Below are 13,041 nucleotides of genomic sequence, written 5' to 3'. Positions count from 1 at the left end.
TACCCCTCCTAGCTTGCTATTACTTCGTTACTATCTGTTAATTTTACTGATACTAATTTTGATACCCCTTCCTCTTGCATGGTTACCCCATATAATACATCTGCTAGTTCCATTGTACCCTTACGGTGGGTTACGACGATAAATTGTGTCGTTTCCGATAGTTCCTTTAGAAAATTTGCAAATCGCTTAACATTTGCATCATCTAAAGCCGCTTCTATTTCATCTAAAATACAGAAGGGACTTGGCTTAACTAAAAGAATAGCAAAAAGTAGTGAAATTGCAGTTAAGGCCCTCTCTCCACCTGAAAGAAGGGAAAGATTTTGTAACTTTTTGCCTGGAGGTTGTGCAATGATATCAATTCCACAATTAAGTATATTGCCATCACTTTCTAAAATTAGATCAGCTTTACCACCACCAAAAAGCTTATTAAAAACCAAGTTAAAATTGCCCTTTATAATCTCAAACTGTTCAACAAACTGTTTCTCCATGGTTGTTTCCATTTCTTTAATCACTTCTACTAAAGAATCCTTTGCTTCAACAAGATCCTCCTGCTGTTGCTTCATAAACTCATAACGCTCTTTCACTTTTTCATATTCTTCAATAGCTTCTAGATTAATGCTCCCCAGGGATTTAATTTCATCCTTAAACTTTTTTATTTCCCTTTGAACAAAAGCTAGGTCTGAGATTTCTTCCCGATACTCTTGGGCTGAGTTATAGGTTAGTTCATATTCTTCCCATAATTTATTATAGAAACTCTGTTGTTGCATCTCTAATCTGGTTCTTCGTAAGTCTAGTTTATGGCTGCTATCTTGCAACCCGCCTATTGCTTCCTCTACATGATTCAGCTTTCTTCTTAGTTCATTTTCTATACTTAAAATTTCATTCTTCTGCTTCTTCAACCCTTCAATTTTTCCTTCTAACAGGGAAGCTTCATTCCTTAGTTTTTCTAAGTCCTCCTGCTGTCTTTGGAATTCTGATTGCAGCTGTTGATTTTTCTTTTGGTTTTCTTTAATTTCATCTTCTTTAACCATTATTAACTCACTAAAATTTTTCAAAGATTTCTTTAAGGCATCTATTTCTAATAATAAAGACTTCTTATGCCCTTCTGTTGCAGCTACTTTAACTTTATCTTGAGTAATGTCATTATTGATGGATTCAAGTATACTTTTTTCAGTTTGAAGATCTTTATGGGATTCCGATACGTTTTGCTGAACACTGGCAATTTTAGTTTCAAGCTTTGTAATTTCTAGGCTCTCCACCTGCAATTTTTCTTCGGAACTTTTTTTAACACCCTCCAGCTGAGTAATCTCCCCCTCTAACTGCTGAAGATTCTCTAGAAGCTGTTGCTTTTCTTTTAAGGCTTGTTCATATTTATTTTTTATTGTTACTTCTTGTATTTTATTTTCTTGTTGCATCTGACTTAATTCTTTAATTTGCTCAAGTACATGATTTTTTTTATGATCAAGCTCTATCATGACTTCTCGCTGAGAATTAAGTTGATTATTGACTGTCTCTATTTGCTGGGTCAGTTCTTCCAATTCTCTTTTTCTTCCTAATATTCCAGAGCCAGTTTTAGGAGCACTTCCTCCTGTCATGGAACCTCCTATATTTAATACATCTCCATCTAGGGTTACAATTTTAAGACGATGTTCAAGTTTTCTTGCCACCTGAATACCCAAGTCTAAATTAGGTACAATTAGCACCCGTGATAAAAGATTAGATAATACATTTTCAAATTTACTTTCCACCTTTACGATATCTGCCGCCACTTCAACCTCATTAAAAGTTTTAATCATTTCACTTTCTTCTTTAGAAATTTTTCTTGGCTGAAGGGCAGTAATAGGTAGTACCGTGATTCGTCCAAGATTATTTTTTTTCATGTAATCAATCAATCTTTTTCCATCGGTTTCAGTGTCACTAACAATATTTTGGATAGATGCACCTAACGCTGTTTCAATGGCCATTTCATACCCTTTTGGCACTTTAATTAAATCTGCGATAACGCCATGAATCCCCTTACCCAACTGAGGATTTTTTCCACAGGCTGTAAGGATATTCTTAACACTTTTATTAAAGCCATCATGATCCTTTTCAAGTTCTTCTAAAAGGTTTTTTCTTGATATTTTTTGGTTAAGTTGATTTTTAAATTCTTCTAACTTTCTATTAGAATTCATTAACTCCTTTTCAACTTCAGAACTGATCTGATTAACTTCAGCATGTTGTTTATTGGTAGATTGAATCATTTTTTCAATATTTTCAATCTCTCCTTCTATCTGCTGAATATGAACTAAATTTCCTTCAATTTTTTCCTGATAGTTCTTTACTTCCTTTTGAACCTGCTCCATTCGATCATTCATGGTTTTAATAAGGGTTCTAAGACTATTTAATTCACTTTTCTTATCGGAAATTTCGTTAAGGGTATCAATAATTAAGGCTTTAGAATCTTCTAAATCCTCTTCCTTAGAAGCATTTGCCTTAGCCTGCTTTTCATATTCAATAACTTTTGCAGCCAAATGAGATTGTAATGCTTCAAGTTCTGCACCAACCTCTTCTAATTCCTTTAGTTTAATTTCTAGCTCTGATGAAGTAATCTTTTCTTGATTCTCCATTTCCTTTATTTCTAATTGAATTCTATGTAGGTTTTCATCATTATGGCTTATTTTCTCTTGGTTTAAAGTAATGTTTCCCTCTTTACTTTTTATATTATTTTCAGCTTGAAAATATTGACTCTGAACGCCTTCTAATTCTTCTTCCCACTGGGTTAATTGACTTTTGATTTCCTCCATCTTGTCAAAGTGTTGTTGTTTAATAATGAGCTGGTCATCTAAGGATTTTTTGATCGATTCAATTTGATCTAATAGTATTTTTAATTCACTATCGATTTTATCAATCTCTCTAATAAATAAATTTACTTCCAGTTTGATTAGTTGATCTTTAAACTCCTTAAACTTTTTAGCCTTATTACTTTGTCTTCTTAAAGGGTCAAGTTGCCCCTCAAGTTCGTGTAGGATATCCGCCACCCTCAGTAGATTATCTTTTGTGCTATTTAATTTCTTTTCTGCTTCGTCTCTTCTGTTTTTGTATTTTACAATTCCTGCAGCTTCTTCAAAAATTAATCTTCTTTCCTCAGGTTTACTGCTTAAAATTTCATCAATTTTTCCTTGTCCAATAATAGAGTATCCTTCTTTTCCTATACCTGTATCCATCAAAAGCTCTCTAATATCCTTTAAACGACAAGAAGATTTGTTTAAATAATATTCGCTCTCACCTGAACGGTATACCCTTCTTGTAATGGTAACTTCTCCATAATCAATAGGTAGCATTTGAGACCCATTATCTAAAGTTAGTGACACCTCAGCCATACCAACAGGTTTTCGGGAGGCAGTACCTGCAAAAATAACATCCTCCATTTTTGCTCCCCTTAGGGACTTTGGACTTTGTTCTCCTAAAACCCATCTAATTGAGTCAGAGATATTACTCTTACCACTTCCATTTGGACCTACAACACCAGTAATACCATTTTGAAAATGCATATCTATTTTATCTGCAAAAGATTTAAAGCCTTGAATATCCAATCTTTTTAAATACAACTAAATCACCCCATGCTTACAATGAAATCTATACTGATTTATTTTATCACAAACCCTTCCGTAACTCTAGTAAAATCAGTCATAACTCCTACCATTGACCCATCTTTAAATTCCAACTTTAACTGTACCTTCTTCAATATCCGATGAAATTCTAATATTGAGATGTTTTAGAGCATATTGATCTATAAAATATTTTCTATTGGACTGTTTATAACCCGCAACCTTAGATGCATCCCTTTGATGACAATAAATCGTGATATTTTGCAAATTTTCTTGCCTCGACTTTAGTAAAATTAATTCTGATTCTATTTTACCTCTAAAAATTTCTGTCTCCACCATTTCTCTAAAGGCGGGATGATAAGGACCAGCTACAATACCCTTTCCATAGGTAATTTCCTCAGTCGATTGAAGGCCTAGTCTAATGACAGGTATATTATTTTCTTGAAAGGATAAAAGAGCATACTTACTTAATTCTACGCATTCTTCAATTGTGAAGGGTGTGTATTCTCCTGTCCTGTAAAGCTTCTCTAACATCGTATCTTTAATAACAATTGTTGGATATATTCTCACAAAATCAGGTTTGTAGGTAATAAAATCAGCTACCGTTTTCAAGATGACCTTCTTTTCATCACCAGGTAATCCAATCATCATTTGAAGCCCAAGTTTTATATTGTATTCTTTAATTAACCCAACAGCTTCATCTACATCTTTTTTTGTATGACCCCTTTGACTTAAATGCAGAACTTCATCGTTTGTGGATTGTACTCCTAATTCAATGGTGGTTACTCCATAATCTGATAAGAATGATAAAATATTTCTTGTGATATAATCGGGTCTTGTAGATAAGCGAATACCATCTATTACACCCTTTTTTACATAGTCGAAGGCAGGGACTAATAGTTCTTCTTGCTTTTCCAAAGGTAATCCCGTGAAACTACCACCATAAAATGCAATTTCTCTATGGTGATTGCCTTTAGGCAATGTTCTAAGATAGTTACTAATTACTTCTTTTACATCTTCGCCTGTGGTTTCTACAATATTTCCTGCAATCCTCTTTTGATTACAAAATATGCAGTCGTGGGGACACCCTTTGTGGGGTATGAATATGGGTATAATATAGTTCTTTCTATTCATCTTATCTCCTTACTTTTTGTATCGCTTCTTGAGCAGCATTTTGTTCTGCCTCTTTCTTGCTTTTACCAGAGCCTGTACCTAAAGTTTGTCCTCCAAGGCATACTTCTACTTCAAAAGTTTTATCATGGTCTGGTCCCATTTCTTTAATTACTCTATAGGCTATCTTTTCGGTTGTTTTGCTTTGAAGCAACTCCTGTAGATGGGTTTTGTAATCTTTATATAATTCACCGTTGCTGGCTAATTCAATTAAATCTAATAAATTATCTAAAACAAATTTTCTAGCAAGTTCTAACCCTCCATCGGTATAAATTGCTCCTATGAGGGCCTCGAAGGCATCGGCTAATATCGATGTTCTTTTTCTACCACCTGAAAGCTCTTCCCCTTTACCTAACATCAAGAAATCGCCAATACTGATTTTCTTTGCAACACTGGCTAAGGAGGCTTCACAAACAACATTCGCCCTTACTTTAGTTAGTTCTCCCTCTGGCAAATGCTTATATTTATTAAAAATATAATCACTAATAATTAAACTTAAAACAGAGTCTCCTAAGAATTCTAGTCTTTCGTTATAGGGAAATTTTCTATTTTTTGTTTCGTTTGCATAGGAACTATGGGTAAGAGCTTCTACCACCAGCTCTGGAGCTTTAAAGTTATATTGAATTTTATCTTGAAAAATCTTAATTTGTTCTTCTTTATTTCTAGAAAAAGGCATTCTTTTTCCCCCATTCTACTTCTTTTAATTAATATCAAAATCATAGTCTAACCATACCAAATCAATAATTACTATAATAGTATTCTTACCATATCTTTCCCTTTCTACTGGAATAAATTCTTCCTCGAAGGAGATGTTAACATATTCGAGGAAATTACATAATAATTTTTTAATTTATATTAATCCAACATGAAGGTATATAAATTTAGGTTGGTATTATGCAGTTTCCTCATTTACTAAACTACTTGCCGAGGATTACAACTCAAAAATAGAGACTACATTTATTATTTGTCTTATATTGGTATTGTTCCTTCTTTTTATATGATAAAAAAATAATTATAGGAAATATTTTCCCTATAATTATTTTTATTATTATTTATTATACTTCTTAAAGACGATTGTTGCATTATGTCCCCCAAACCCTAAGGAGTTGGAAATTGCATAATTTACTTCCTTTTCTTTATACTGATTCGGTACATAATCTAGATCCAACTCAGGATCTGGTGTTTCTAAGTTTATTGTTGGTGGTACTTTACTATCTTGAATAGCCATGATACATGCAATAGCCTCTATACTTCCTGCTGCACCAAGAAGATGTCCTGTCATGGACTTAGTTGAACTAACAGACAATTGATATGCATGATCCTTAAATACTCTTTTAATCGCCATTGTCTCAAACTTATCGTTATAGGGAGTACTAGTTCCGTGGGCATTAATATAGTCTACCATTTCTGGTGTAATGTTAGCATCGTTTAATGCCTCCATCATTGCTCTAGCAGCTCCTTCTCCTTCTGGTGATGGTGCTGTGATATGGTAAGCATCAGCACTCATTCCATATCCTACAATTTCTGCATAAATGGTTGCCCCTCTTTTAATGGCATGCTCTAACTCTTCAAGAATTAGTATCCCTGCCCCTTCCCCCATTACGAAACCATCTCGGTTAGCGTCAAAAGGTCTACTGGCTTTTTGCGGTTCTTCGTTATGGGTTGACATTGCCTTCATTGAACAGAAGCCTGCAATAGATAATGGCGTAATAGATGCTTCCATACCGCCTGTTATAATCACTTCAGCCGCACCTCTTTCAATGGTTTTAAAGGCTTCACCAATAGCATTTGTAGAAGATGCACAGGCTGTAACAATTGTGGAATTAGGGCCTTTAGCCCCTAATGCCATTGAAACGAACCCTGCTCCGATGTTTGAAATCATCATTGGAATAAAGAAAGGACTTACTCTTTTAACGCCTTTTTCTTTTAGCTTTCCATGCTGGTCTTCTAATGTTTCAATTCCGCCAATTCCCGAACCTAATATAACCCCAACCCTCTCAGCGTTGGTTGTTTCCATACTGATTCCAGCATCCGCCATTGCAATGTGGGAAGCTGCAACAGCAAGCTGAGTAAATCGATCCATTTTTCTAGCTTCTTTTTTATCAATATATTTTTCAGCCTCAAAGTCTTTTACTTCAGCCGCAATTTTTGTTGGGTAATCAGTTGTATCAAATTTCGTTATATAATCTATACCAGATTTACCTTCCAATAATGAATTCCAAAAGGTTTCTTTACCTATTCCAATTGGAGTAACACAGCCAATTCCAGTCACAACAACTCTTCTGCTCATAATAAACCTCCTTCATTACAAAGTCCCGAATTCCTCGGGACTTTGCCTTCTTATGCCTACTGATTAGCTTCTACATATTTTACAATATCACCAATGTTTTTGAACTTTTCAGCTTCTTCATCTGGAATCTCTACACCAAATTCATCTTCAATAGCCATGATGATTTCAACTGCATCTAATGAATCTGCTTCTAAGTCATTCATTAATGAAGTTGTAGCCTCGATATTGCTTACATCGTCTAATCCTAATTGCTCACCAATAATTTTAACAACCTTTTCAAATAACATACATATTCCTCCTAAATTTTAGTTTAATTTTTTATTTTTATCTATTTAAATATTTTCTAATTAGCTTAAGTTACATTACCATTCCACCATCAACATGTATAACTTGCCCTGTAATATAGTTAGAAAGGTCACTACTTAAGAATAAAATTAAATTTGCAATGTCTTCTGGTTTACCATATCTCTTTAGTGGGATATGGCTTAGCATTTGATCTTTTACATTGTCTGATAAAACAGCTGTCATATCTGTATCGATAAAACCAGGTGCTATGGCGTTTACATTAATTCCTTTTCCAGCCAGTTCTTTAGCAAGGGCTTTTGTGAATCCTATAACCCCGGCTTTAGAAGCACAATAGTTTGCTTGACCTGGGTTACCCATTACACCAACCACTGAAGAAATGTTGATGATCTTGCCATGTTTCTGCTTAATCATCTTTCTAGCAACAGCTTTTGTTGCTAAGAATGTTCCCTTCAAATTAACATCCATTACAGCGTCCCATTCTTCTTCCTTCATTCGAATAATTAGATTATCCTTAGTGATTCCTGCATTATTAATTAAAATGTCAATTTGAGGGAATACTTCTTCAATTTGATTTATCATTTCATTAACTTCATCACCATTTGAAATATTTCCTTTTACTGCTAACCCCTTAACCCCAAGGGCTTCTATTTCCTTTACAACTGCCTCTGCAGCAGTTGCGTTGCTTGTGTAGTTGATAACAACATTTGCACCTGCACCAGCTAAAGCTAAAGCAATAGATCTACCTATTCCTCTTGAGCCACCAGTTACTAGGGCATTTTTCCCACTTAAATTCAATTAAATCCCTCCTTAATTCTTAACCGTTAATCAATTTCTTAATATCTTCGTAATTCTCAATATTACTTATCTTAACTTTTTGGTTATTGGCTTTAGCAATTCTTTTGATGAAACCTGACAGGGCTTTACCCGGTCCAATCTCAATAAAAGTATCTACGTCATTCTTCAACATCAATTCTACTGAATCTTCCCAAAGAACAGATGAGCTCACTTGATCTACTAGTGAAGGAATAACCTCTTCTTTTCCCTTTAGTATTTGTGCATTTACGTTTGATATTACTGGGATTTCTGGTTGATTTATTTCATATTTCTGAAGTTCAACCTTTAATTTGTCCCCAGCTGGCTTAAGTAGACTACTATGGAAAGGGGCACTTACTGGCAATAATACTGCCTTCATAGCTCCCATTTCTCCTGCCTTTTCCACAGCAGCTTTAACTGCAGCAACTTCACCAGAAATAACAATTTGTCCAGGACTATTAAGATTAGCAGTTTCAACTACCCCATAACTACTACATTCTTTTAAGCAGACCTCTAATGTACTTCTATCTAGCCCTAGTATAGCAGCCATTGTCCCAACGCCTAGAGGTACAGCTTCTTGCATAAACTTACCTCTGTTCTTAACTATACGAACAGCATCCTTAAAGGAAAAAACCTTAGATTTTACTAAAGAAGCATATTCTCCTAAGCTCAGTCCTGCTGTAATGCTACAGTCTACCCCTTCAGCTTCTAAAACTTTTAGTAGAGCGATACTTGTCGTTAAAATGGCGGGTTGAGTATTTTCTGTTTTTACTAATTCTTCATCTGGTCCTTCGAAGCAAAGCTTTTTCATGTCTAAATTTAGATAATCGCTTGCCTCTTCGTAAACCTCTTTAGCAACTGAGAAATGATCGTAAATTTCTTTTCCCATCCCTACATATTGGGCACCTTGCCCTGGGAAGACAAAAGCAATCTTTGCCATAACTTACTCCTCCTTTTTATACTGTGACAGTATATTTAGTTGTTCCTTTGCACCATTAATTATATCTTCAATAATTTCACCACATGGTTGAATTTCTTTAACCATAGAAGCAATTTGTCCTGCCATTACCGAACCATTTTCAATGTCACCTTCTACTACGGCTAATCGTAATTTACCTACACCTAATTTTTCTATTTCATCAATTGTTGCGCCAGCCTTTTCCATTTGAGAAAATTCTTTAGTAAGTTTATTTTTTAATACTCTTACTGGGTGACCAGTGGTTCTAGCAGAAACAATAGCGTCCCGATCCTTTGCTTTAATCACCATTTGCTTATAATTGTCATGGACTACACACTCTTCTGCACAAATAAATCGTGTACCAATTTGAACTCCATCTGCCCCAAGGGATAGGGATGCTAAGAATCCTCTTCCGTCAGCAATTCCGCCAGCAGCAATTACAGGGATACTAATTTCACTGGCGACTTGTGGTACTAATACCATTGTCGTTAGCTCTCCAATATGTCCACCAGCCTCTGTTCCTTCTACAATTACAGCATCTGCACCTAACTTCTCCATTCTTTTTGCTAAGGCTACAGAAGGAACTACTGGAATAACCTTTGTTCCAATTTCCTTAAAACGACCCATAAATTTCCCAGGGTTTCCTGCACCAGTGGTTACAACCGAAACCTTTTCTCTACAAACAACATCGACTACTTCCTCAACAAAGGGAGACAATAACATGATATTAACTCCAAAAGGTTTATCAGTTAAGGCTTTAGCCTTTTTAATTTCTTGCTCTACAACCTCTGCTGGAGCATTGCCAGCAGCAATAATTCCTAAACCTCCAGCTTCTGAAACAGCAGCAGCTAATTCTGCAGTAGCTACCCAAGCCATTCCTCCCTGAATAATTGGATACTGTATATTTAAAATCTCACATAATTTCGTTTGAAACATATTCATCCTCTCCTCACTCACTAACTTCCTCATCAATCCTTGGACCATTTCATTAGGGTTGATCCCCAGGTTAACCCACCACCAAAGGCCACCATAACTACCTTATCGTTCTTTTTAATCAGTCCATTTCTTACAACTTCATCTAGGGCTACTGGTACTGATGCAGCCGACATATTGCCGTATTTATCTAAATTAACATATACCTTTTCCATTGGCAGCTTTAAACGTTTAGCTGAACCTTCAATAATCCTAATATTTGCCTGATGGGGAATTAAAAAGTCAATATCTTCTAATTCCATACCCCCAAGGCGTAGGGCTTCCATAGCCGCCTTACCCATTGCCCTAACTGCAAATTTAAATACTTCACTACCATCCATTTTAACATAGTGCAGCTTGTTTTCTACAGAATGTAAAGACGCTGGTATCCTAGATCCACCTGCTGGCTGTGTTAACGCTTCTCCATTACCACCATCAGCTCCTAAATAGGAGGATAAGATCCCCATACCTTCTTCTGTTCTTTCAACTACAACGGCACCTGCCCCATCACCGAAAAGAACACAAGTATTTCTGTCTTCCCAATCTAAAACTTTACTTAAAGTTTCTGCTCCAATCACTAAAGCATTTTTATATACACCATTTTTTATGAACTGTTCAGCTATTGTAAGGGCATAGATAAACCCTGTACATGCAGCTTCAATATCAAAAGCTGCAGCCTTAACTGCCCCTAAATTTTTCTGTACAATACAAGCTGTGGAAGGAAAAGCCATGTCTGGCGTTACAGTTGCAACAATGATTAAATCTAGATCTTCTGCCTTAAGATTAGCATCTGCTAAAGCCTTCTTTGCAGCTTCAGTTGAAAGATCTGAGGTTGCTGTCTTATCATCAGCAATTCTCCTGCTTCCAATACCTGTTCTAGTTCGAATCCATTCATCAGTAGTATCCACCATTTTTTCTAGGTCCAGATTCGTTAACACTTTTTCTGGTAATGCACTACCAGTACCGCTAATGCCCACTGCATAACCTTTAATCATTTTTATCCTCTCCTAATGTGCTTATTTCAGATGTAATTTCCATAACCACTTCATGCTCAACCAATAATTTGGCTTGGCGAATTGCATTCTTTATTGCTACTTCATTAGAGCTGCCATGAGCTTTAATTAATAATCCCTTAACCCCTAGAAAAGGAGCTCCTCCGTATTCTGTGTAATCAAATTGTTTTTTAAACTCTCTAAAACCTGACTTCATCAATAAAGCACCCAATTTTCTAATTGGCGTTTTCATTAGTTCTACCTTCAATAGCTTTAGAATAGTCCCTGCGACACCCTCCATAAGCTTCAAGATCACATTCCCTGTAAAGCCATCACAAACAACTACGTCTGCATAGCCAGCAGGAATATCTCTCGCCTCAACATTACCATAGAAGTTAAAGGGAGCAGTTTTACATATTTCATAGGCTGCTTTAGTACTTTCGTTTCCTTTTCCCTCTTCTATCCCAATGTTGACAAGACAGACTCTTGGTTTTGAGGTTCCCAGCATTTTTTTCGAATAAATATTACCCATCAGTCCAAACTCTAAATAATTTCGTGGTTTAATATCTGAATTAGCTCCACCATCAATTAAAACTGCTCCACCCTTTTCTGTTGGAATAATTGGGGCTAATGCAGGTCTATCAATCCCCTTTATTCTTCCTAAGACAAGTAGACCACCAGCTAATAGAGCGCCAGTATTACCGGCTGATATAATGGCATCTGCCTTACCTTCTTTAACTAAGTTTAAGGCCACCACCATTGAAGAATCCTTTTTTCTTTTAATTGCTGCAACTGGTTTATCTTCATTTGAAATAACTTCACTACAATGTATAATTTCAATTTTATCCTTTGGATAGTTTTTTGCACTTAATTCCTGTTGAATTGTTGTCTGATCTCCAGTTAAGATGACATTAATTCCATATTCATTAACTGCATCGACAGCTCCTTTTACCGTAACTTTGGTTCCATGATCACCGCCCATTGCGTCTACAACTATCTTCATGGTATACCTCCTTATTTGCTATTTAATAGCTACCAATATAAATTTACCTCTAAAAACCTGTTCTTGGTTAATATGTATTTTTACATGAACAAAATGATTATTTCCTCTAACTCTAACAACTTCTGCTTTTGCGATTAGTTTATCTCCCGCATGCACTGGACTGAGGTACTTTATATTTGATACACCTGTCAAAGCAACATCGGCATCAATTACCGCCATTGCCAAAGATTCTGCCTGCGAGAAAATATGGTGGCCTCTTACGATATTTGTTTTACTAAAGGCCATTTCTGGTGTAGTTTGTAGAATTGAGATTCCCCGTTGACCTAAGTTTAGATCAATTAGCTCACCGATGATTTCTGTCCCAATTATACTTCTTACTTTTTTATAGTTTTTATCGGCCACCTGCTTTATTCTTTCTCTTAATTCGGGAATTCCTAATTCTAGTCTATCTAGTCTTATTGTTTGTATACTTACAGCAAATTTTTCTGATAAGTCTTCGTCAGTTACAAATGGATCTGATTCTAATAGCTCTAGTAACCTTTTTTGACGACTTGATTTCTTTAGTTTCTCCGCCTTTTTCAATTCCTTCACCTCTAATAGTGATTTGTTTTAGTACCAGATACTAATAATTAGTATATATTATAAGTACTTAAAAATCAAGTATTTTATATCTAAAAATTCCCTTTCTTAATAGTTTAGCCATTTTTTAAACAAAAAAATAAAATAGTAATGATTTCTCATTACTATTTGTTAGTTAGTATTACTTTGTTTCAACTACCTCTTTGTTTTTATAGAAACCGCATGATCCACATACTCTATGAGGTAACTTAGGCTCATGGCATTGAGGACACTTGATTACGCCAACAGCAACATACTTTGAGTTAGAAGCTCTTCTCATATCTCTTTTTGATTTACTAGTTTTTCGCTTTGGTACTGCCATATTTAAC

Annotated in this window: 12 protein-coding genes; all 12 read right to left on the bottom strand. The window is 35.4% G+C overall.

Annotated features, from left to right (window positions below):
* Positions 1 to 8: 8 nt before the first annotated feature.
* The gene (smc, locus tag T335_RS0101550; RefSeq protein ID WP_026475973.1) at positions 9 to 3,590 is read right to left on the bottom strand and encodes a chromosome segregation protein SMC; all 3,582 of its coding nucleotides are present in this window, start codon (positions 3,588 to 3,590) and stop codon (positions 9 to 11) included.
* A 105-nt stretch (positions 3,591 to 3,695) separates the two neighbouring features.
* Positions 3,696 to 4,724 (bottom strand): elongator complex protein 3, encoded by a 1,029-nt coding sequence (locus tag T335_RS19605; protein WP_034327409.1) that lies wholly within the window; start codon positions 4,722 to 4,724, stop codon positions 3,696 to 3,698.
* A gap of 1 nt (position 4,725) precedes the next feature.
* Complete coding sequence (gene rnc / locus T335_RS0101540) at positions 4,726 to 5,436, bottom strand: ribonuclease III (protein ID WP_026475972.1); 711 nt, start codon at positions 5,434 to 5,436, stop codon at positions 4,726 to 4,728.
* Between the two features lie 372 nt (positions 5,437 to 5,808).
* Positions 5,809 to 7,050 (bottom strand): beta-ketoacyl-ACP synthase II, encoded by a 1,242-nt coding sequence (gene fabF, locus T335_RS0101535; protein WP_026475971.1) that lies wholly within the window; start codon positions 7,048 to 7,050, stop codon positions 5,809 to 5,811.
* Between the two features lie 56 nt (positions 7,051 to 7,106).
* Entirely contained in the window at positions 7,107 to 7,337 is a 231-nt protein-coding gene (acpP, locus tag T335_RS0101530) for an acyl carrier protein (protein ID WP_026475970.1), read from the bottom strand.
* Between the two features lie 70 nt (positions 7,338 to 7,407).
* Positions 7,408 to 8,151, bottom strand: coding sequence for a 3-oxoacyl-[acyl-carrier-protein] reductase (gene fabG / locus T335_RS0101525; protein ID WP_026475969.1), 744 nt, complete (start codon positions 8,149 to 8,151; stop codon positions 7,408 to 7,410).
* Positions 8,152 to 8,170: 19 nt separating this feature from the next.
* Positions 8,171 to 9,109, bottom strand: a complete 939-nt coding sequence (fabD, locus tag T335_RS0101520) for an ACP S-malonyltransferase (protein ID WP_026475968.1) — start codon at positions 9,107 to 9,109, stop codon at positions 8,171 to 8,173.
* Between the two features lie 3 nt (positions 9,110 to 9,112).
* Complete coding sequence (fabK, locus tag T335_RS0101515; RefSeq protein ID WP_026475967.1) at positions 9,113 to 10,063, bottom strand: enoyl-[acyl-carrier-protein] reductase FabK; 951 nt, start codon at positions 10,061 to 10,063, stop codon at positions 9,113 to 9,115.
* A gap of 32 nt (positions 10,064 to 10,095) precedes the next feature.
* The gene (locus T335_RS0101510; RefSeq protein WP_026475966.1) at positions 10,096 to 11,094 is read right to left on the bottom strand and encodes a beta-ketoacyl-ACP synthase III; all 999 of its coding nucleotides are present in this window, start codon (positions 11,092 to 11,094) and stop codon (positions 10,096 to 10,098) included.
* The gene (gene plsX / locus T335_RS0101505) at positions 11,087 to 12,094 is read right to left on the bottom strand and encodes a phosphate acyltransferase PlsX (RefSeq protein WP_026475965.1); all 1,008 of its coding nucleotides are present in this window, start codon (positions 12,092 to 12,094) and stop codon (positions 11,087 to 11,089) included. The genes T335_RS0101510 and plsX overlap by 8 nt, the downstream gene beginning before the upstream one ends.
* A gap of 18 nt (positions 12,095 to 12,112) precedes the next feature.
* The gene (gene fapR, locus T335_RS0101500; protein ID WP_334291160.1) at positions 12,113 to 12,685 is read right to left on the bottom strand and encodes a transcription factor FapR; all 573 of its coding nucleotides are present in this window, start codon (positions 12,683 to 12,685) and stop codon (positions 12,113 to 12,115) included.
* 169 nt (positions 12,686 to 12,854) lie between these two features.
* A complete protein-coding gene (gene rpmF, locus T335_RS0101495) occupies positions 12,855 to 13,034 on the bottom strand; it encodes a 50S ribosomal protein L32 (RefSeq protein WP_026475963.1) in 180 nt (59 codons plus the stop codon).
* Positions 13,035 to 13,041 lie beyond the last annotated feature (7 nt).

Origin of the sequence: Alkaliphilus transvaalensis ATCC 700919 (assembly GCF_000621485.1) — a bacterium.
In the GTDB taxonomy this organism is placed as follows: Bacteria; Bacillota; Clostridia; order Peptostreptococcales; family Natronincolaceae; genus Alkaliphilus; species Alkaliphilus transvaalensis.
This window is presented reverse-complemented; position numbering and strand designations above follow the sequence as displayed.

What these genes read in the sequence shown, in the direction of transcription:
- T335_RS19605 (WP_034327409.1), bottom strand. Translation starts at nt 4,724, where the DNA reads ATGAATAGAAAGAACTATATTATACCCATATTCATACCCCACAAAGGG.
- rnc (WP_026475972.1), bottom strand. Translation starts at nt 5,436, where the DNA reads ATGCCTTTTTCTAGAAATAAAGAAGAACAAATTAAGATTTTTCAAGAT.
- fabF (WP_026475971.1), bottom strand. Translation starts at nt 7,050, where the DNA reads ATGAGCAGAAGAGTTGTTGTGACTGGAATTGGCTGTGTTACTCCAATT.
- acpP (WP_026475970.1), bottom strand. Translation starts at nt 7,337, where the DNA reads ATGTTATTTGAAAAGGTTGTTAAAATTATTGGTGAGCAATTAGGATTA.
- fabD (WP_026475968.1), bottom strand. Translation starts at nt 9,109, where the DNA reads ATGGCAAAGATTGCTTTTGTCTTCCCAGGGCAAGGTGCCCAATATGTA.
- fabK (WP_026475967.1), bottom strand. Translation starts at nt 10,063, where the DNA reads ATGTTTCAAACGAAATTATGTGAGATTTTAAATATACAGTATCCAATT.
- T335_RS0101510 (WP_026475966.1), bottom strand. Translation starts at nt 11,094, where the DNA reads ATGATTAAAGGTTATGCAGTGGGCATTAGCGGTACTGGTAGTGCATTA.
- plsX (WP_026475965.1), bottom strand. Translation starts at nt 12,094, where the DNA reads ATGAAGATAGTTGTAGACGCAATGGGCGGTGATCATGGAACCAAAGTT.
- rpmF (WP_026475963.1), bottom strand. Translation starts at nt 13,034, where the DNA reads ATGGCAGTACCAAAGCGAAAAACTAGTAAATCAAAAAGAGATATGAGA.